Here is an 18,352-nt window from a genome sequence, read left to right on the forward strand (position 1 = left end):
GCGCCCATCTTCGGCGTGGCCGACTACGGCCTGGTCGGCGACCTGTTTACGGTCGTGCCCGAACTGACCAACGCGCTGTAAGCGCAAGGTGTCTGACACCCTGCGGGAGTCAGACACCGACATCTCACTCGGCGACGGTCGGATATTCAGGTGTCAGGCTCCGAAGGTGCCTGACACCCCCTTGCGTCTTACGTACCTCCGAAGGTGTCTGACACCCTGCGGGAGTCAGACACCGACATCTCACTCGGCGACGGTCGGATTCGGTGTCAGGCTCCGAAGGTGCCTGACACCCCCTTGCGTCTTACGTACCTCCGAAGGTGTCTGACACCCTACGGGAGTCAGACACCGACATGTCATCCGGCGGCGGTCGCACCGACGCATCGCCGCGAGTCGGCGTTACGGCCGGCGCCAGATTCCGGCATTACCCAGCGAAGTTCAACACCCAAGCCCGGCGCCTTGCCGCGATGCCGGGGCGTGGCGCCGCTTGCCGGCCCTGCGGGTTGCGCCGTTGCGTCACCTGCCGCGTTCGGCTTTCGCCCGCCACGAGACCGCCAAGGGTTTAAGATTGGCGAAGGAGAGCACCGCCACCGCGAATTCATCCAGGAGACACAATGCCCTACGTCACACCGTTGCAGGATTTCCGATTCAACCTGAAGTGGCTGGCCGGCCTGGATGAGGTTCTGGCATTGCCCGGCTTCGAAGAGGTTACGCCCGACCTGGTCGATGCCATCCTGGACGAGAACGCGCGCTTTGTCGAGCAGGCCATCGTGCCGCTGAACGTCGCCGGGGACACGCAGCCGCCGCGGTGGGACAACGGGCAGGTGTCCACGACGCCCGGTTTCCGCCAGGGGTTCGCCGATTACGCGGCCAGCGGCTGGCAAGGGTTGCAGCATCCCGCGCAATGGGGCGGGCAGGGGCTGCCCAAGCTGGTGGCCACGCCGCCCAGCGAGAACATCCAGGCGGCCAGTCTGGCGTTTTCACTGTGCCCCATGCTTACCGATGGCGTGATCGAAGCCCTGCTGACGGTGGGTTCCGACGCCCAGCGCCAGACCTATGTGCCCAATCTCATCGCCGGCAAATGGACCGGCACCATGAACCTGACCGAGCCGCAGGCTGGATCCGACCTGGCGTTGGTAACCACCCGCGCGGTGCCGCAAAGCGATGGCACGTACCGGCTCAATGGCCAGAAAATCTTCATCACGTACGGCGAACATGACCTGGCGGAGAACATCGTCCACCTGGTGCTGGCGCGCACGCCCGACGCCCCGCCCGGAGTCAAGGGCATATCGCTGTTCATCGTGCCCAAATTCCTGGTCAACAAAGACGGCAGCCTCGGCCCGCGCAACGACGTCTGGTGTGCTTCGCTGGAGCACAAGCTGGGCATACACGGCAGCCCCACGGCCGTGCTGCTGTACGGATCGGGGCACGGCGAAGCGGGCGAGGGCGCGGTGGGCTACCTGGTCGGCGAACAGAACCGCGGCCTGGAATATATGTTCATCATGATGAATGCCGCACGCTTCGGCGTGGGGCAACAGGGCATTGCGGTGTCCGAGCGGGCCTACCAGCATGCCCTGGCCTACGCACAAGAGCGCGTGCAGGGGCGGGCCATCGAGGGTTCGGCCGGACCGGTGCCCATCGCACGGCATCCGGATGTGCAACGCATGCTGCTTACCATGCGCGGCCTGACCGAGGCGGCGCGCGCCGTGTCGTTCGTGGCGGCCGCCGCGCACGATAAAGGCGTGCATCACCCCGATGCCGAAGTGCGGGCGCGCAACCGCGCGTTCTACGAATACCTCGTGCCGGTCGTCAAGGGTTTTTCAACCGAGTCCGCCGTCGAGGTGGCCTCGCTGGGCGTGCAGGTGCATGGCGGCATGGGGTATATCGAAGAAACCGGCGCCGCGCAGTATTACCGTGATTCCCGGATCCTGCCGATCTACGAAGGCACCACAGCCATCCAGGCCAATGACCTGGTGGGGCGCAAGACGCTTCGGGATGGCGGGGCCACGGCTTACGCCATCATTGCGGCCATGCGCGAGACGCTCAAGGCGCTGGATGCCGCGGTTGGCCGGGCGCCGGCCACCGGGCGCGACAGCCTGGGGCTGCTGCGTGTGAACTTCGACCAGGCCATACAGGCCTACGAAGGCGCGGTGGCCTTCATCCTGGAGCACGCGCAGTCCAACATACGCGCGGTGTACGCGGGCAGCGTGCCCTACCTGATGCTGGCCGGCGTGGTGCATGGCGGATGGCAGATGGCGCGGGCGGCACTGGTGTGCCAGCAGCAACTGGCCGACGGCAGCAGCGACCCGTTTTACCGTTCCAAGCTCGCGACCGCGCTGTTCTACGGTGCACAGATCCTTCCGCGAGCCCAGGCGCTGTCGGCCGCCGTGCAAGCGGGGCACATCGCGGACGCGTGCGCGGCGCAGGCCGATATTACTTAATGTAATTAAGCAATGTCGCTTACGTATTTCCAGTAATACTGGTTTGGTGTAAGAATCGTCTGAATCGATCCCGGGTTCCGGGGTCGCCTTTTGCAGTCCACCGGTGCAAGTGGCCGGTGACACCAACCCCGCACGGAGACTTCCATGAGCCAACTTCGCCTGGGCGATACCGCCCCTGATTTCGAGCAAAAATCCTCGATTGGTCCGATTCGTTTTTATGAATACCTGGGCGACAGCTGGGGCGTGCTGTTTTCGCACCCCGCGGATTTCACCCCCGTATGCACCACCGAGCTGGGCTATACCGCCAAGCTTGCCGACGAATTCGCCAAGCGCAACGTGAAGGTGCTTGCGCTGTCGGTGGACGGCGTCGACTCGCATACCCAATGGATTGACGACATCAACGACACGCAATCCACGACGGTGAATTTTCCCATCATTGCCGACGAAGACCGCAAGGTGTCCGAGCTGTACGACATGATTCACCCCAACGCCAGCGCCACGGCCACCGTGCGCTCGGTGTTTGTCATCGACCCCGCCAAGAAGGTGCGCCTGATCATCACGTACCCGGCCAGCACGGGGCGCAACTTCAATGAAATCCTGCGCGTCATCGATTCGCTGCAACTGACCGACAGCCACAGTGTCGCGACCCCGGTGAACTGGGAAGACGGCGATGACGTCATCATCGTGCCTTCGCTGAAGGACGAAGAAGTCATCAAGCAGAAGTTCCCGAAGGGCTACAAGGCCGTGCGCCCGTACCTGCGCATTACGCCACAGCCGAATAAGTAAATTACCCGGGCGCGGACGGCCTACTCGCCGCTCGCGCCAGGTGCCGCTTGCCGCGCCCTTCAGGCGCGGTTTTTTTTGGGGTGCCGGTTGGCGCCTTATGCCCACAAGCGATGAGCAACCAAAAAATGATTCGTTCTATTTAGGCCTTGCAGCCCGCAAACTTGCCTGCATTGCACATAAATATGGGAATGCCGCAGCATGTTTGCCAAAAAGAACGCCTGGATCGCACTGGCTACGCTGGCCGCCGCTTTTGTGCTGGGCTTGCCTGCGCAGGCGCAATCTTCTCTGACGCTGCTGAATGTCTCGTACGATCCCACGCGCGAGTTGTACCGCGAAGTGGATGCGGCATTCGCCAAGGCGTACAAAGAAAAATCCGGCGTCGATGTCCGTATCCGCCAGTCGCATGGGGGATCGGGCAAGCAGGCCAGGTCGGTCATCGACGGCCTGGATGCCGACGTGGTGACGCTGGCGCTGGCCTACGACATCGATGCCATCGCTGCCCGCGGGCTGCTGCCTTCGGATTGGCAAAGCCGCCTGCCGCGCAACAGCTCGCCCTATACGTCGACCATCGTATTTCTGGTGCGCAAAGGCAATCCCAAGCAGATTCACGATTGGGGCGACCTGGTCAAGGACGGGGTGGAAGTGATCACGCCCAACCCCAAGACCTCGGGTGGAGCCCGCTGGAACTATCTGGCCGCGTGGGCCTATGCGCTGCAGCGCGGCAATGGCAGCGAGGCGGAGGCGAAGGCGTTCGTGGCCGAGCTGTTCCGTCACGTGCCAGTGCTGGACACCGGCGCGCGCGGCGCCACCACCACGTTTGTGGAGCGTGGCGTGGGAGACGTACTGCTCGCCTGGGAAAACGAGGCGTTCCTGGCACAGAAAGAACTGGGCCCGGACAAGTTCGACATTGTCGTGCCGTCGCTGTCCATTCTTGCCGAGCCCCCCGTGGCCATCGTGGACCAGAACGTCGATCGCAAAGGCACTCGCGAACTGGCCCAGGCCTATCTGGAATTCCTGTATACGCCGCAAGCGCAGGAAATCATCGCGCGCAACTACTACCGTCCGAGCGACGCACAGGTCGCGTCGCGCTTTGCCGGGCAGTTTCCGCAAGTGAAACTGGTGACCATCGACGATGCGATCTTCGGCGGCTGGCAGAAGGCGCAACAGACGCACTTTAACGATGGCGGGACGTTCGACCAGATCTACCAGCCCAAATAACCGCATGGCAGATATGGCGACCATGAGCAACGGCACCTTTGCGGCAGGGGCGGCGCCCCTTGCCCGTCGACATAAACGGCCAGGCGTCCTGCCGGGCTTCGGGCTTTCGATGGGATATGCGGTGCTGTACTTGAGCCTGCTCGTGTTGATTCCGCTGGCATCGTTGCCGCTCAAGAGCGCGGGCCTGGGCTGGGACGGCTTCTGGGCTACGGTTACCGCGCCGCGGGTCGTGGCTTCGTATCGTCTTACGTTCGGCGCGGCCTTGCTGGCGGCGCTGGTGAACCTGGTGTTCGGCCTGCTGGTGGCGTGGGTGTTGGTGCGCTACCGGTTTCCGGGCAAGAAGATCGTCGATGCGCTGGTGGACCTGCCATTTGCGTTGCCTACTGCGGTGGCCGGCATCGCCCTGACGGCCCTGTATGCGAAGAATGGCTGGCTGGGCGGGCCGCTGGAATCGTGGCTGGGCATCAAGGTGGCTTTCACGCCGGTGGGTATCGTCGTAGCCCTAATCTTTATCGGCATCCCGTTCGTGGTGCGCACTGTGCAGCCTGTGCTCGAAGACGTGGAGCGCGAACTCGAAGAGGCCGCCTCCAGCCTGGGGGCAAGCCGCTGGCAGGTGATACGCCGTGTGCTGCTGCCCACGCTGATGCCGGCGATGCTGACGGGTTTCGCCCTGGCGTTCGCGCGGGCCGTGGGCGAGTACGGGTCAGTGGTGTTCATCGCCGGCAACCGTCCCATGGTTTCGGAAATCACGCCGCTGCTTATCATCGCGAAACTCGAGCAGTTCGACTATGCCGGGGCTGCCGCGATCGCGACCGTGATGCTGGTGTTTTCCTTCGCGCTGCTGCTGCTGATCAACTTGCTGCAGGGATGGCAGGCGCGCCGCGGCGGGAGGCCGGCATGAACACGCTTATGTCTGCAGGCCCGGGCCTGCCCGACCACCTGACCGAGCCGCGCTGGGTGCGCGGCGTGGTGCTGGCGTTGGCGCTGGGCTTTCTGGCCCTGTTCCTGCTGGCGCCGTTGGCGGCGGTGTTTGCAGAGGCTTTCAAGAAAGGCTGGGAGCTGTACCTGGCTGCCATCACCGAGCCCGATGCCTGGAGCGCGATCAAGCTGACTCTGTGGGTGGCGGCGGTGGCGCTGCCGGTAAACCTGGTGTTCGGCGTCGCCGCGGCCTGGGCGATCACCAAGTTCCAGTTTCGGGGCAAGCAGTTCCTGATCACGCTGATAGACCTGCCGTTTTCCGTGTCGCCGGTCGTGGCGGGGCTGGTGTTCGTGTTGTTGTTCGGAGCACAGGGTTGGCTGGGCGACTGGCTGCAACAACACGATCTGAAGATCGTGTACGCCGTGTCCGGCGTGGTGCTGGCCACGTTGTTCGTGACGTTTCCGTTCATCGCGCGCGAACTGATTCCGCTGATGCAGGCGCAGGGCAGCGAGGAAGAACAGGCCGCGCTGACGCTGGGCGCGGGCGGCTGGCAGATTTTCTGGCGCGTCACGCTGCCGAATATCAAGTGGGGCCTGTTGTATGGGGCGATCCTGTGCAATGCGCGTGCCATGGGCGAGTTCGGCGCGGTATCGGTGGTATCCGGCCACATACGCGGCCTGACCAACACGATGACGCTGCACGTCGAGATTCTTTACAACGAATACCAGTTCTCCGCGGCTTTTGCGGTGGCGTCGCTGCTGGCCCTGCTGGCGCTGGTGACGCTGCTGATCAAGAACCTGGTGGAGTGGCGCAGCGCCCGGCCGGATATGGCCGATGCGCCGCTCGAAGCGGGCGCCGTGCCCGCGCCGCTGGCCCGGCCCGCGGCCGCATGAGGGAGTTGCTTCGCATGAGTATCGAAGTCAGGAATCTGTCGCGTCGCTTCGGCGATTTCCGTGCGCTGGATGATGTGTCGCTGCATATCGAAACCGGTGAACTGGTTGCCTTGCTCGGCCCGTCGGGATGTGGCAAGACCACCTTGCTGCGCATCATCGCCGGCCTGGAAACCGCCGACAGCGGCAGCGTATTGTTTGGCGGCGAAGATGCCACCGGCGTGGATGTGCGGCATCGGCAAGTGGGTTTCGTGTTCCAGCACTATGCGCTGTTCAGGCACCTGACAGTATTCGAGAACGTGGCCTTCGGCCTGCGCGTGAAACCGCGGGCCACCCGCCCGTCCGAGGCACAGATACGCGCCAAGGTGCATGAGTTGCTGGGCCTGGTGCAGCTTGACTGGCTGTCCGACCGGTATCCCGCGCAGCTGTCGGGCGGGCAGCGCCAGCGCATTGCCCTGGCGCGTGCGCTGGCGGTGGAGCCGCGCGTGCTGCTGCTGGACGAGCCGTTCGGCGCGCTCGACGCCAAGGTGCGCAAAGAGCTGCGCCGCTGGCTGCGGCGCCTGCATGATGAATTGCACGTGGCCAGCGTGTTCGTGACGCATGATCAGGAAGAGGCGCTGGAGGTGGCCGACCGGGTAGTGTTGATGAACGCCGGCCGCATCGAGCAGGTGGGCACGCCTCGCGAGGTCTGGGAATCGCCAGCCACGCCGTTCGTGTACGGATTCCTGGGAGACGTCAATCAATTCAACGGCCACGCCAGCCACGGCGTCTGGCGCGCCCACGGCATTGAGCTGCCGGCGCCGCACCTGATGCAGCCCGAGCATTGCCCGGCCGTCGCCTATGTGCGGCCGCACGAGATCGATCTGGCGCGCGACGGCGGGCCTGGCCGGGGGATTCCGGTGCGTCTGCAGCATGCCTACCTGGCCGGCCCGAGCGCGCATCTCGAGCTGGAGCGCGAGGACATGCAGGCCGTTATCGAAGCGCAGGTGCCCGAGCACCTGTACCGTGAACTCAACCTGAAAGAAGGCGAACGCCTGCTGGCCCGGCCCCGCCGCGCACGCATATTCGCCGCACAGCCATGACGACATCCGACACGTCTATGACACCCGCCCTGGCAAAGCGATGGGACGCGCTGCGCTCGCGCCTGGCCGACATTGCCCGAGAATACCCTGATGCGGCACTGGCCTCGTCGCTGGCCGCCGAAGATATGCTGCTCACGCACGCCATCTACGACAGCGGAATCGCACTGGAGGTTTTCACCCTGGATACGGGCCGCCTGCATGCCGAGACGCTGGGCATGCTTGATGTGGTGCACGCCCGCTACGGGCGGGCGGTCACGGTGTACCGCCCTGACGAGTCGGCCGTGCAGGCCCACGTGCAGGCGCACGGCGCCTATGCGTTCTACGAAAGCGTCGAACTGCGCAAGGCATGCTGCCAGATCCGCAAGGTAGAACCCCTGACGCGCGCGCTGGCCGGCCGTGGCGCCTGGATAACGGGGCAGCGCAGGGCGCAGGCCGCCACGCGCGGCGAACTGCCCGAGCAAGAACACGACGCGGTGTTCGGGCTGCAAAAGTTCAACCCCCTGGCGGCATGGAGCGAGGACGATGTCTGGCAGGCCATCCGCGCGCTGGGCATTGCCTACAACCCCCTGCACGACCAGGGCTATCCGTCGATAGGGTGCGAACCCTGTACGCGAGCCGTCCGCCCGGGCGAAGACGTGCGCGCGGGGCGGTGGTGGTGGGAATCATCCAGCTCTAAAGAATGCGGCCTGCACGCAGGCAATCGCGTCATCCCCGTGGCCGTCGAGCCCACGCACGCAGCTTCTGTGTAAAGGAAGGAATATGTCTGTTGTGATCAATCGCAGCCACCTGGATTGGCTCGAATCCGAAGCGATCTACATTCTGCGCGAAGTGGCAGCCGAGTGCAGCAAGCCCGTCCTGCTGTTTTCGGGCGGCAAGGATTCGGTGGTATTGCTGCGGCTTGCCGAGAAGGCGTTTCGTCCGGGCAGGTTTCCATTTCCGCTCATGCATATCGACACCGGCCACAACTACGACGAAGTGATCGCGTTTCGCGACCGGCGCGCGGCAGAGCTGGGCGAAACCCTTCTGGTGCGCAGCGTCGAGGACTCGATCCGGCGCGGCAGCGTGGTGCTGCGGCGCGCGACCGATTCGCGCAACGCCGCGCAGGCCGTCACGCTGCTGGAAGCCATCGAAGAATTCGGCTTCGATGCCTGCATAGGCGGCGCGCGCCGCGACGAAGAGAAAGCGCGCGCCAAGGAGCGGATCTTTTCGTTTCGCGATGAGTTCGGGCAATGGGATCCGAAGGCCCAGCGCCCGGAACTGTGGAACCTCTTCAATACCCGGGTTCACCAGGGCGAGAACATGCGCGTGTTCCCGATCTCGAACTGGACAGAGCTCGACGTATGGCAGTACATCCAGCGCGAGCAGCTTGCGTTGCCGTCCATTTACTACAGCCATCGCCGCGAGGTGGTGCGCCGCAACGGGCTGCTGGTGCCGGTGACGCCGCTCACGCCGCCGCGCGATGGCGAGCGGGTCGAGAGCCTGGCGGTGCGGTTCCGCACCGTGGGCGACATCTCGTGCACCTGCCCCGTCGCATCCGACGCGGCCGACCCCGCGGCCATCATCGCCGAGACCGCCGTCAGCGACATCACCGAGCGCGGCGCCACCCGCATGGATGACCAGACTTCCGAAGCCTCGATGGAGCGCCGCAAGAAAGAAGGCTATTTCTGAACTGACTGAGCATCGGACTTATCACCATGAATGCTGTGAATGATTCTTTTCTTTCAGGCGCCGATAACGGCGTGTTGCGCCTGATCACCGCCGGCTCGGTCGATGACGGCAAATCCACCCTGATCGGCCGCCTGCTGTATGACAGCAAGGGCGTGTTTGCCGACCAGCTCGATGCGATCTCGCGCGCGAAATACAAACGCGTGGCGGGCGACGGCATCGACTTCGCCCTGTTGACCGACGGCCTGGAAGCCGAGCGCGAGCAGGGCATCACTATCGATGTCGCATACCGCTATTTTTCGACCCCGCTGCGCAAGTTCATCGTGGCCGACGCGCCGGGCCATGAGCAATACACGCGCAACATGGTCACCGGCGCTTCGACCGCCGATGCGGCCATCATCCTGATCGACGCCACCCGGGCCGCCGACGGCAAGCTGCTGCCGCAGACCAAGCGGCACAGCACCATCGCGCGCCTGCTCGGCATCCGGCACATTATCGTGGCGGTGAACAAGATGGACCTGCTGGACTGGGACAGCGCCGTGTTCGCACGGATCAGCGACGCCTATGCAGAACTTGCGCGGCGTCTGGATATCTCGCGGTTCCATGTGCTGCCGCTGTCGGCGCTGGAAGGCGACAACGTCGTCCACGCGTCGCCGCGCACACCCTGGTATGACGGGCCGCCGCTGCTCAGCCTGCTGGAGCAACTGGGGGTGGAAGATTCCGCGGCGGCCGGGCCGTTGCGCTTTCCGGTGCAGTGGGTGGCCCGCCATGGCGGCGACGGTCCCGACGATTTCCGGGGATACGCCGGCCGCGTGGCCAGCGGGACATTGCGGCCCGGTGACGAGATCGTTGTGCAGCCCTCGGGCGTCACGGCGCGCGTACAGGAAGTCCTGGCCTTCGACCGCAGCGTCGCTGCGGCGGTGGCGGGCGATTCCGTCACCGTGGTGCTCGACCGCGACGTGGACGTGTCGCGCGGCGATGTGCTGTCGCACGCCGATGCCCCTGCGCGGGTGGCGCGGGCGTTCGAGGCGGAACTGTGCTGGCTGGATGGGCAGGCATTGAATCCCGCGCGCAGGTACCTGCTCAAGCACGGCACCCGCCTGACCTCGGCAAAGGTCCGCGAAGTGCTGTCGCAGCGAGATATCCATGAGCTGCAGGAAGTCGCCAACGCAACCGGCATGCTGACCATGAACGACATCGGCCGCGTCACGCTGGTGACGCGTGAGGCGCTGGCATTGGACAGCTATGCGGACGCCCCGGCCACCGGCGCCTTTATCCTGATCGACGAGGCCACGCACCAGACCGCCGCGGCAGGCATGGTGCGGTAGGGCGGCGCTGTTGTTTTTCGGCTAAACCCAACAGCCATGCGGGTTTACGGGGATTTAACCGGGGCCGGATCGATTTCCCCGGACGGGCGGCGCGTCTTGCGGTAAAGTGAGACGTCGCTTTTTCAGGGCATGGGGCTTGCCGGAAGTACTGGTTTTTTGTACAGTACTTTCATGCAACGCGCCAATCACGCTTTTTTCGCCGGTTCTGGGTCCCCGGCTGCCGCCCCCGCCGCCTCGCGCGGCCGGGGAGCGGTTACTAATGTGGCGCATCGGTTTCTTCAAACAGAGCGCACGCCCGCCGATGACGGCTGGGCCGCCACCCACCTGCCGCCCGATAACCTGGAAGGCCAGGGCGACGCCACCCCCGATGTCACCGGCCAGGCCGGCTGCGCTACCGGCGCCGCCCCCGCGCGTCATATTCCCATCGCAGCGGAACCGCCCGTCCTGAAGACTTCGGTGCAGGCCGAGCAGGCGCGCAAGCTGCTGTCACGCAACGATTCACCCGACATCCCCTTCGACGTGGCCGTCAACCCGTATCGGGGCTGCGAACACGGCTGTGTCTATTGCTATGCGCGCCCCACCCATGCCTATCTGGGCTATTCGCCCGGGCTGGACTTCGAAACCCGCCTGATCGCCAAGGCCAATGCGGTGGATGTGCTGCGGGCCGAACTGTCCCGGCCGGGCTACCGCGTGTCGCCTATCAACATCGGTTCGGCCACCGACGTTTATCAGCCCATCGAACGCCAGTGGCAGTTGACGCGCGGCGTGCTCGAATTGCTGCTGCAAACGGGCCACCCGGCCACGCTGGTCACCAAGAACGCCCTGGTCGAACGCGACCTCGATTTGCTGCGGGCGCTGGCCGAACGGCGCCTGGTGACGGTCTACGTCAGCATCACCACGCTCGACACCGACATGGCGCGCACGCTCGAGCCGCGTGCGTCCGCGCCGTGGCGGCGCGTACAAGCCGTGCGCACCCTGGCCAATGCCGGTGTGCCGGTGGGCGTCCTGGTGGCACCCGTCATTCCGTTCATCAACGACGAATCCCTCGAACACATTCTGCAAGAAGCCAGCCAGGCGGGCGCCTGTTATGCCAGCTATACGGTATTGCGGCTGCCCTGGGAAGTGCGGGCCGTGTTCGAAGAATGGCTGCAGGCCCATTTTCCCGATCGCGCCCAGCGCGTCCTGCATCGCATCGAAGATCTGCGCAATGGCCGGCGCAATGATCCCAATTTCGGCACCCGCATGCGCGGCACCGGCCTGTGGGCCGATCTGCTGCGCCAGCGCTTCGGCCTGGCCGTGCGCAAGCACGGGCTCAACACTACCAGGCCGCAGTTGGCCACGCATTTGTTCCAGCCGCCCGTCGCCGCGGCCCTGACGGGCGCTGCCCGCGGGCAGGGGGGCGCACGGCCCGGCCATGCGCTGTCGCAGTTATCGCTATTCTGAACGGAGCTCTCATGACCACCGCTACGCTTGTCACCGATTCTCTTGCGACGCTGCCGCCCTCACGGCTGTCGGCCTGGGCGCCGCGCAGGCTGGCGCGCCGTGCCGCCGGCGCGCTGCGCCTGGCTTCCAAATGGCCGTTCTCGGCAAGCGGGCCGCGCACCGGCCACCCGGCAGCCCTGACGCCTTCCCCTGCGATGGCCCGGCCGGCCGGCGTGGTGGCGCCGGTGCCTGCCGCCGGGCCTGCGGCAGGCGCCTTCGGGGTGCACGGCGCCGGCGTGCGCAGTGCCGACGCGCGCGGCCAGCAAGCCGCCCATAGCCAATCGCTGGGTACGGCGGCGCAGGCTGCCTCGGCGGGCGTCCCGGTTCGCCAGATGGTAACGGACGTGCTGTTGGTTGCCATGTGGGCGGCGTTGATACCCGGCCTGATGTGGCTGGGCGCTGCCGCCGGGTTCTGAGGCGCCGACGCGCTCAGCTCGATCCCAGCAGAACCACGCCCGCCAGGATGGCCGCGCAGCCGGCCAGCCGCCCCAAGCTGACTTTTTCGCGCAGCAGGAACCACCCCGCCAGCGTGCCCAGCATCATCGACATTTCCCGCGCCGGGGCAACCAGGCTAAGCGGCGCGCCGTTGCGCAGGGCGTACAGTACCAATATGTACCCCAACGGTGAAAGCGCGCCCACGGCGATAGCCAGGTGCCAGTGTCCGCGCATGGCCTGCCAGTTTTCGGCGCGTCGCTGCAGAATGTGCGGCGCGATGATCAGCGTGCGCGCCACACAGGTCAGCCAGTCGAACAGCACCGGCATGATGAGCAGCACCTTGACGCCATAGGCGTCCACCACCGTATAGGCGGCAATGAACACGCCGATCAGCACGCCCCATCGCACGCCGGTCCAGGCCTGAGGTTGGCGAAACAGCGACAGGCGGCCCTGCGTCGCGATCAACAGTACGCCGCCCACCACGCACAGCATGCCGGCAATGCCGGTGGCGGTCGCCGTTTCGCCCAGCAACAGGAAGGCCCCGGTGGTAGACAGCAGCGGGCCGGTGCCGCGGGCGATAGGGTAGACCACCGACAGGTCCGCAACCTGGTAGCCGCGCTGCAGGCAAAGGCTGTAGGCCAGGTGCAGCGCGCCGGACGCGAGTATGCACAGCACCACGGGCCAGGTCCATGTGATGCCTTCGTCCACCAATATCCACGTCACCCAGGGGGCGTATAACAGTACGGCGCACAGGCCGTACGAAAATACGAACACGGGGCCGACCATGGCCGCCCGTTTTGCCAGCAGGTTCCAGGTGGCGTGCGCCATCGCCGCCAGGATGACTAACAACAGGGACGTGGACGACATGGCAGGCGGCGGCCGGGGAAGGTTACGGGTTTGTTACAGTGCGCGCGAGGGCTAAGGGTACCCCGATTCGCCAGGCAGCGAATGCTCGGTTTTTATTGTAGAATGCTGGGTTTACCAAACCTCATCCTCTACTTTGCGCACACCACGAATGGCCGTCGCGGCCGACAGTAGCGTCATAACGACGCAAAGCACAACGCAAAGCACGATGGTCTCGGAGTTCATATGAACCTCATCGCTATCCTGGAACAGGAAGAAATCAAGCGCCTGACCGGCGACAAGACCCTGCCCGAATTCGCCCCTGGCGATACCGTGGTGGTCAGCGTCAACGTTGTCGAAGGCACCCGCAAGCGCGTACAGGCCTATGAAGGCGTGGTCATTGCCAAGCGCAACCGCGGCCTGAATTCTTCGTTCATCGTGCGCAAGATCTCGTCGGGCGAAGCCGTCGAGCGTACGTTCCAACTGTATTCGCCCCAGATCGCCAACATCGAAGTCAAGCGTCGCGGCGACGTGCGCCGCGCCAAGCTGTACTACCTGCGCAGCCGTTCGGGCAAGTCGGCCCGCATCAAGGAAAAGCTCGTCATCAAGCAAGCCAAGTCGGCTGCCTGATGACGCTGGCGCGGCCCCGGCTTTGCCGGTACGGCCGCGCTGGTCAGCGATCCGGGTTAAAAAGGCACCTGCACAGGTGCCTTTTTCACGTTAGCAGCAGGTATGTCTGACCCTACCACTCGCCCCCGGCGGCCTCCGGCCGGCCCTTCGTTCGACCCCGCAGCGCAACCCTGGCAAACCGCCGACGCCGAGCTGGCCCCTGTGCCGCCGGCTTTGCTCGCGCCCGACCTGTTGCGCAAAGCGCTTAGCCAGCCGGGCCCATGGCCGCAAGACGCCCTGGGTTCCACCGAGCATCGTCATCCGGGCCGCGAGGGCGCGCCTGTGCTGGCGGCCGTGCTGATCCCGCTGGTAATGCGCGAGGCGGGCGTCAGCGTCATGCTTACCCAGCGTACCGCGCACTTGTACGATCACGCCGGGCAGGTCAGTTTTCCGGGCGGGCGCATCGAAACCTTCGATGCATCGCCCGTGGCGGCGGCGCTGCGCGAAGCCGAGGAAGAAACGGGCTTGCCCATCGACCACGTGGAAGTGCTGGGCAGCATGCAGAACTACCTGACCGCCACGGGTTTTTCGATTACCCCTGTGCTGTCGCTGGTGCGGCCCGGCTTTACGCTGGCGCCCGACTCATTCGAAGTGGCCGAAGTTTTTGAAGTGCCGCTGTCGTTTCTGATGAACCCGGCGAATCATCGCCTGTATCGCGCGCCGTTGCCCGACGGCCGCGAGCGGCAATACTACGCAATGCCCTGGCAGGGGCACTTTATCTGGGGCGCCACGGCGGGCATGCTGCGCAACCTGTATCACCTGGTGCGGCAGCGGCTCGCGTCAGAACGCTGACGCGGCAGCGCGCGGGTAACGGCCCGGCTGGTCAGTAGCGTTGCTGCGCGGCTTCGCTTTCTTCGAGAATGCGGCAGTACAAGGCGTAACGCCCGGCATCGACGGCGCCCGCCTTCAGCGCCGCCACCACCCCGCACCCCGGTTCGTGGCGGTGCGAACAGTTGTAGAAGCGGCAGTGCTCGATGTGTGGCGCGAACTCCGGAAAGCCACGCAGGATGTCGGCGCCGGACAGATGCTGCAGGCCGAAAGCCTGGAAGCCGGGCGAATCGATCAGATCGCCGCCGGGCGGCGGCAAGTGATACAGCCGGGTGCTGGTGGTGGTGTGCCGCCCCATGTCGAGCGCGGTGGAATGTTCGCGCGTGGCCGCGTCGGCGTGGGGCGCCAGTGCGTTGAGCAGGGTGGATTTGCCCATGCCGCTTTGGCCAAGCAGCAGGGTGGTGCGCCCGGCCAGGCGCGCGGCGAGCTGCGAGCGGACGGTGGCCGTGTCGTGCGCACTGAGTTCGATGACCGGCACGCCCAGGGCGCGCACCGGCGCAAGCCTGGCTCGCGCTTCTTCGACCCCGGCCGTCAGGTCGACTTTATTGAGCACCACCAGAGGTTCGATGCCTGCGCTCCAGGCGCCGGCCAGCGCGCGTCCGGCCAGGTCGTCGGAAAAAGTGGGTTCCACCGCCACCACGATCAGCAACTGGTCGACGTTGGCGGCAAACTGCTTGGACCGGGTTTCGTCCGATCGGTACAACAGGTTGGTGCGAGGCAGGATGGCGTCGATGGCGCCTTCGTCGCGGCCCTGCGGGCTGATGCGAACCCGGTCGCCCACGGCCGCCCCGGCTTTTTTGCCGCGCGGGTAGCATTGCCGCTGCGATCCGTCGGGAAACTCGACCACATAATGGCGGCCATGCGCCGAGACGATGCGTCCTTCCAGCAGGGCTGCGGCGGAACTCATGCGGCCTGCATCAGGTGGCGGATGCGCACGGCGGCGGGCGGGTGGCTGTCGTAGAAGGCGGAATGCACGGGATCCGGCGTCAGGGTGGCGGCGTTGTCATCGTACAGTTTGACCAGCGCCGACACCAGCTTGCCGGCCGAGCTTTGCGCGGCTGCATAGCGGTCGGCTTCGAATTCGTCGCGACGCGAATACCAGCTGGCGACCGGCGTCAACATGAACGTGAATACCGGCGTGACCAGGAAGAACAGCAACAGCGCCATGGCGTCATTGCGGCCATCCAGGCGCGGCAGAACGCCCAGGCCCTCGTAGAACCAGGGCTGCTGCGACAGCCAGCCCAGCAGCGCGAAGAACAGCAGGGCGGCGGCAAAGCTGAACACAATGCGCTTGATGATGTGGCGCTTGGCAAAGTGGCCCAGTTCGTGCGCCAGCACCGCCTCGATTTCGTCGGCGTTCAGGCGCGCCAGCAGCGTGTCGAAGAACACAATGCGGCGCGAGCGGCCGAAGCCGGTGAAATAAGCGTTGCCGTGGGCCGAGCGGCGGGATCCGTCCATGACGAACAGCCCGTTGAGCGCGAAACCGCAACGCTGGGCCAGTTGCTTGATGCGGCCGGCCAGTTCGGGGTCGGACAGCGGCGTGAACCGGTTGAACAGCGGGGCAATGAAACTGGGGTAGATGAACAGCAGCAACAGGTTGAAGGCTGTCCAGAGGCCCCATGCCCATACCCACCAGAGGCTGCCGGCCTCGGCCATCAGCCACAGGATGGCCGCCGCGAGCGGCGTGCCGAGCACCAGCGCGACCGCCAGGCCCTTGAACAGGTCGGCCGCGAACAGGCCCGGCGTCATGCGGTTGAAGCCGAACCGGGCCTCGAGCCGGAATTGCCGCCACAAGGTGAAGGGCAGGCCCAGCAGCCCCAGCAGCAAGGCCACGCTGCCCAACAGGAGCAGTTGTCGCAGCAGGTCGTGCGTGGTGACCTGGGCCACCAGCATGTCGATCGCCTGCAGGCCCCCCAGGAGCGTCAGCCCCACCAGCAGCGCGGCATCGTATACCCGTTCGAACATGCCCAGCCGCACACGTGCCACCGTGTAGTCGGCCGCCCTTTGGTGGCTCGCCAGCCCGATGCGGGGCGCGAATTCCGGCGGGACCTGGCCGCGGTGCCGCGCCACGTGGCGGATCTGGCGCGATGCAAGCCACAGCCGCACGCCGATATCGGCAAGCAGGAAGGCGACAAAAAGGAAAGTAAGCGTAGTCAATGGCACGGCGGGGCAGGGGGTATGAGAAAATGCAGTGTTTTAAAGGCAAATTATATGGCTGCGAACGAAAACCGCCTGGTCTGGCTCGATATGGAGATGACCGGGCTCGATCCCACCAAAGAGCGCATCATCGAGGTTGCGGTAGTGGTCACCGAGCCCGATCTCAGCGTGGTGGCCGAAGGCCCCGTGCTGGTGGTGCATCAGCCCGAAATCCTGCTCGAGGCGATGGACAACTGGAACAAGTCCACCCACGGCAAGAGCGGCCTTATCGACAAGGTGCGCGCTTCCACGCTGACCGAGGCGCAGGCCGAGCAGATACTGCTCGATTTTCTGTCGCAGCACGTGCCGGCGGGCAAGTCGCCGCTGTGCGGCAACACCATCAGCCAGGACCGGCGTTTCATGTACGCCTACATGCCCAACCTGGAACGCTTCTTCCATTACCGCAACCTGGATGTCAGCACGCTGAAGGAACTGGCGCGCCGCTGGGCGCCCGCGGTATACAAGGGGTTCGAGAAAAAGAGCCGCCACGAAGCGCTGGCCGACATCTACGAATCCATTGAAGAAATGAAGTACTACCGCGAGCACCTTCTCAAGGTGTAGCGGCCGCGCCGCGCCGCTCGGGGCCTGCATCCGGCCGGCCGCCGAAGCGGCTGTATACGCTGGGCGCCAGCGGCGTGTAGCGTTCATTGTCGCGCCCCGCCACGGCGTCCAGATGACGCTCGGACGCGTCGAACAGTTTCCAATACAGCCGCCCGCACAACTGCCGGGCGGCGTGCCCGGGCCATTGCTCCGGCAGCATGGGAACCGGCAGCTGCGGATCGTGCAGCACGATGCGGCGCCACGTGTGCAGCAACAGCATGCGGGCGGCAAAGGCGTCGGCAGGCTCCAGCGCGCCTTCCAGTAGCGCTTCCAAAGGCCCGAATTGCTGCAAGAAGTGGCGGTACTGGCCGGCCAGTTCATCCAGGTTCCAGCATTGCGGCGCCAGACTGGCGATAGGCAGGCCGGCGGGGCCGGCCTGGTCGCGCCCGGACAGCACCAGCGCCTTATCGGCGATGCCGAGTTTTTCCAGAATGTCGTGCGCCGTGTGGGCGTCGGCGCGAGGGTGGGCGAACAGCCCGGGCGCGATCATGCCGAAACCTTCCCAGTCCAGCTCGCGGCGCAGTTCGGTGCGCTCGGCCAGGCCGCTGTTGCCCAGGCGCGGCAGCGCCACCAGCGTCCATTCGCCGTTCCAGTCGGCCGCCGGCCCGACGTAGATGCGCTGCGAAGCATGCTCGGTATGGCGCAACCCCTGGTCCGACAATTGATACAGGCTGCGCCGCCCATGGCGCTCGGCCTGCAGCCACCCCTGCGCCACCAGGCGGAAGACGCTGGTGCGCAGCAGGCGTTCGTTGATGCCCAAAGGCTCCAATAGTTCGATGATGCTTCCCAGCCAGATGGCGCCGCCGTGGCAGGCCAGCGCATCGCCCAGCAGACTGACGCACAGCGACTTGGCGCGGGGCGGATCGTCCGTGAGCAGGTGGGCGACGTAGCGCGCCAGGGAAGACGAGGTGGGCGGGGAGTCAGCCATCGGTTGTGCGTATGACATTGCGCAATATGATACACATATCTAATG

At 65.4% G+C, this 18,352-nt stretch carries 18 protein-coding genes; 14 read left to right on the forward strand and 4 right to left on the reverse strand.

Annotated features, from left to right (window positions below):
- The first annotated feature begins 611 nt into the window (after positions 1 to 611).
- From CAL18_RS05370 to CAL18_RS05420, 11 genes are all read left to right on the forward strand, one after another.
- Complete coding sequence (locus tag CAL18_RS05370; RefSeq protein WP_094796233.1) at positions 612 to 2,438, forward strand: acyl-CoA dehydrogenase; 1,827 nt, start codon at positions 612 to 614, stop codon at positions 2,436 to 2,438.
- Positions 2,439 to 2,582: 144 nt separating this feature from the next.
- Positions 2,583 to 3,224, forward strand: a complete 642-nt coding sequence (locus tag CAL18_RS05375; RefSeq protein WP_026639351.1) for a peroxiredoxin — start codon at positions 2,583 to 2,585, stop codon at positions 3,222 to 3,224.
- A gap of 198 nt (positions 3,225 to 3,422) precedes the next feature.
- Positions 3,423 to 4,442 carry a sulfate ABC transporter substrate-binding protein gene (locus CAL18_RS05380; RefSeq protein WP_094817479.1) on the forward strand — a complete coding sequence of 340 codons (1,020 nt, stop codon included), beginning with the start codon at positions 3,423 to 3,425 and terminating at the stop codon, positions 4,440 to 4,442.
- Positions 4,443 to 4,464: 22 nt separating this feature from the next.
- The gene (cysT, locus tag CAL18_RS05385; RefSeq protein WP_094796408.1) at positions 4,465 to 5,343 is read left to right on the forward strand and encodes a sulfate ABC transporter permease subunit CysT; all 879 of its coding nucleotides are present in this window, start codon (positions 4,465 to 4,467) and stop codon (positions 5,341 to 5,343) included.
- Between the two features lie 8 nt (positions 5,344 to 5,351).
- Positions 5,352 to 6,254: a sulfate ABC transporter permease subunit CysW gene (cysW, locus tag CAL18_RS05390; RefSeq protein ID WP_094817501.1), complete on the forward strand. Its 903-nt coding sequence runs from the start codon at positions 5,352 to 5,354 to the stop codon at positions 6,252 to 6,254.
- 14 nt (positions 6,255 to 6,268) lie between these two features.
- Positions 6,269 to 7,333 (forward strand): sulfate/molybdate ABC transporter ATP-binding protein, encoded by a 1,065-nt coding sequence (locus CAL18_RS05395; RefSeq protein ID WP_026639355.1) that lies wholly within the window; start codon positions 6,269 to 6,271, stop codon positions 7,331 to 7,333.
- Positions 7,330 to 8,082, forward strand: coding sequence for a phosphoadenylyl-sulfate reductase (locus CAL18_RS05400; protein ID WP_094817480.1), 753 nt, complete (start codon positions 7,330 to 7,332; stop codon positions 8,080 to 8,082). Before CAL18_RS05395 ends, CAL18_RS05400 begins: the two co-directional genes overlap by 4 nt.
- A gap of 10 nt (positions 8,083 to 8,092) precedes the next feature.
- Complete coding sequence (gene cysD / locus CAL18_RS05405) at positions 8,093 to 9,001, forward strand: sulfate adenylyltransferase subunit CysD (RefSeq protein ID WP_094817481.1); 909 nt, start codon at positions 8,093 to 8,095, stop codon at positions 8,999 to 9,001.
- Between the two features lie 26 nt (positions 9,002 to 9,027).
- The gene (locus CAL18_RS05410; RefSeq protein ID WP_026639358.1) at positions 9,028 to 10,326 is read left to right on the forward strand and encodes a sulfate adenylyltransferase subunit 1; all 1,299 of its coding nucleotides are present in this window, start codon (positions 9,028 to 9,030) and stop codon (positions 10,324 to 10,326) included.
- A 171-nt stretch (positions 10,327 to 10,497) separates the two neighbouring features.
- The gene (locus tag CAL18_RS05415) at positions 10,498 to 11,769 is read left to right on the forward strand and encodes a PA0069 family radical SAM protein (protein ID WP_094817482.1); all 1,272 of its coding nucleotides are present in this window, start codon (positions 10,498 to 10,500) and stop codon (positions 11,767 to 11,769) included.
- 11 nt (positions 11,770 to 11,780) lie between these two features.
- Positions 11,781 to 12,224 carry a hypothetical protein gene (locus CAL18_RS05420; RefSeq protein WP_094817483.1) on the forward strand — a complete coding sequence of 148 codons (444 nt, stop codon included), beginning with the start codon at positions 11,781 to 11,783 and terminating at the stop codon, positions 12,222 to 12,224.
- A 13-nt stretch (positions 12,225 to 12,237) separates the two neighbouring features.
- On the opposite strand, the gene CAL18_RS05425 is transcribed toward CAL18_RS05420, so the two are convergent.
- A complete protein-coding gene (locus tag CAL18_RS05425) occupies positions 12,238 to 13,110 on the reverse strand; it encodes a DMT family transporter (protein WP_094817484.1) in 873 nt (290 codons plus the stop codon).
- Between the two features lie 222 nt (positions 13,111 to 13,332).
- Here CAL18_RS05425 and rplS point away from each other — a divergent pair, with 222 nt between their 5' ends.
- Entirely contained in the window at positions 13,333 to 13,716 is a 384-nt protein-coding gene (gene rplS, locus CAL18_RS05430) for a 50S ribosomal protein L19 (protein ID WP_026639361.1), read from the forward strand.
- Positions 13,717 to 13,818: 102 nt separating this feature from the next.
- Positions 13,819 to 14,547: a CoA pyrophosphatase gene (locus tag CAL18_RS05435; protein ID WP_026639362.1), complete on the forward strand. Its 729-nt coding sequence runs from the start codon at positions 13,819 to 13,821 to the stop codon at positions 14,545 to 14,547.
- 31 nt (positions 14,548 to 14,578) lie between these two features.
- Here the strand turns inward: CAL18_RS05435 and rsgA are convergent, their stop codons facing one another.
- Both rsgA and CAL18_RS05445 read right to left on the reverse strand, forming a co-directional pair.
- Positions 14,579 to 15,490, reverse strand: coding sequence for a ribosome small subunit-dependent GTPase A (gene rsgA / locus CAL18_RS05440; RefSeq protein WP_094817485.1), 912 nt, complete (start codon positions 15,488 to 15,490; stop codon positions 14,579 to 14,581).
- Positions 15,487 to 16,746 carry a M48 family metallopeptidase gene (locus CAL18_RS05445; protein WP_026639364.1) on the reverse strand — a complete coding sequence of 420 codons (1,260 nt, stop codon included), beginning with the start codon at positions 16,744 to 16,746 and terminating at the stop codon, positions 15,487 to 15,489. The genes rsgA and CAL18_RS05445 overlap by 4 nt, the downstream gene beginning before the upstream one ends.
- A 48-nt stretch (positions 16,747 to 16,794) precedes the next feature.
- On the opposite strand from CAL18_RS05445, the gene orn reads away from it, so the two are divergent.
- Positions 16,795 to 17,340 carry an oligoribonuclease gene (gene orn / locus CAL18_RS05450; protein ID WP_026639365.1) on the forward strand — a complete coding sequence of 182 codons (546 nt, stop codon included), beginning with the start codon at positions 16,795 to 16,797 and terminating at the stop codon, positions 17,338 to 17,340.
- Here orn and paaX read toward each other — a convergent pair.
- Positions 17,330 to 18,307: a phenylacetic acid degradation operon negative regulatory protein PaaX gene (paaX, locus tag CAL18_RS05455; RefSeq protein ID WP_094817486.1), complete on the reverse strand. Its 978-nt coding sequence runs from the start codon at positions 18,305 to 18,307 to the stop codon at positions 17,330 to 17,332. The two genes, orn and paaX, sit on opposite strands and share 11 nt — an antisense overlap.
- Between the last annotated feature and the right edge of the window lie 45 nt (positions 18,308 to 18,352).

Origin of the sequence: Bordetella genomosp. 7, assembly GCF_002261415.1 — a bacterium.
Lineage (GTDB): Bacteria > Pseudomonadota > Gammaproteobacteria > Burkholderiales > Burkholderiaceae_B > Bordetella_A.

Coding starts and splice junctions, on each gene's coding strand:
- CAL18_RS05370 (WP_094796233.1), top strand. CDS start 612: ATGCCCTACGTCACACCGTTGCAGGATTTCCGATTCAACCTGAAGTGG.
- CAL18_RS05375 (WP_026639351.1), top strand. CDS start 2,583: ATGAGCCAACTTCGCCTGGGCGATACCGCCCCTGATTTCGAGCAAAAA.
- CAL18_RS05380 (WP_094817479.1), top strand. CDS start 3,423: ATGTTTGCCAAAAAGAACGCCTGGATCGCACTGGCTACGCTGGCCGCC.
- cysT (WP_094796408.1), top strand. CDS start 4,465: ATGAGCAACGGCACCTTTGCGGCAGGGGCGGCGCCCCTTGCCCGTCGA.
- cysW (WP_094817501.1), top strand. CDS start 5,352: ATGTCTGCAGGCCCGGGCCTGCCCGACCACCTGACCGAGCCGCGCTGG.
- CAL18_RS05395 (WP_026639355.1), top strand. CDS start 6,269: ATGAGTATCGAAGTCAGGAATCTGTCGCGTCGCTTCGGCGATTTCCGT.
- CAL18_RS05400 (WP_094817480.1), top strand. CDS start 7,330: ATGACGACATCCGACACGTCTATGACACCCGCCCTGGCAAAGCGATGG.
- cysD (WP_094817481.1), top strand. CDS start 8,093: ATGTCTGTTGTGATCAATCGCAGCCACCTGGATTGGCTCGAATCCGAA.
- CAL18_RS05410 (WP_026639358.1), top strand. CDS start 9,028: ATGAATGCTGTGAATGATTCTTTTCTTTCAGGCGCCGATAACGGCGTG.
- CAL18_RS05415 (WP_094817482.1), top strand. CDS start 10,498: ATGCAACGCGCCAATCACGCTTTTTTCGCCGGTTCTGGGTCCCCGGCT.
- CAL18_RS05420 (WP_094817483.1), top strand. CDS start 11,781: ATGACCACCGCTACGCTTGTCACCGATTCTCTTGCGACGCTGCCGCCC.
- CAL18_RS05425 (WP_094817484.1), bottom strand. CDS start 13,110: ATGTCGTCCACGTCCCTGTTGTTAGTCATCCTGGCGGCGATGGCGCAC.
- rplS (WP_026639361.1), top strand. CDS start 13,333: ATGAACCTCATCGCTATCCTGGAACAGGAAGAAATCAAGCGCCTGACC.
- CAL18_RS05435 (WP_026639362.1), top strand. CDS start 13,819: ATGTCTGACCCTACCACTCGCCCCCGGCGGCCTCCGGCCGGCCCTTCG.
- rsgA (WP_094817485.1), bottom strand. CDS start 15,490: ATGAGTTCCGCCGCAGCCCTGCTGGAAGGACGCATCGTCTCGGCGCAT.
- orn (WP_026639365.1), top strand. CDS start 16,795: ATGGCTGCGAACGAAAACCGCCTGGTCTGGCTCGATATGGAGATGACC.
- paaX (WP_094817486.1), bottom strand. CDS start 18,307: ATGGCTGACTCCCCGCCCACCTCGTCTTCCCTGGCGCGCTACGTCGCC.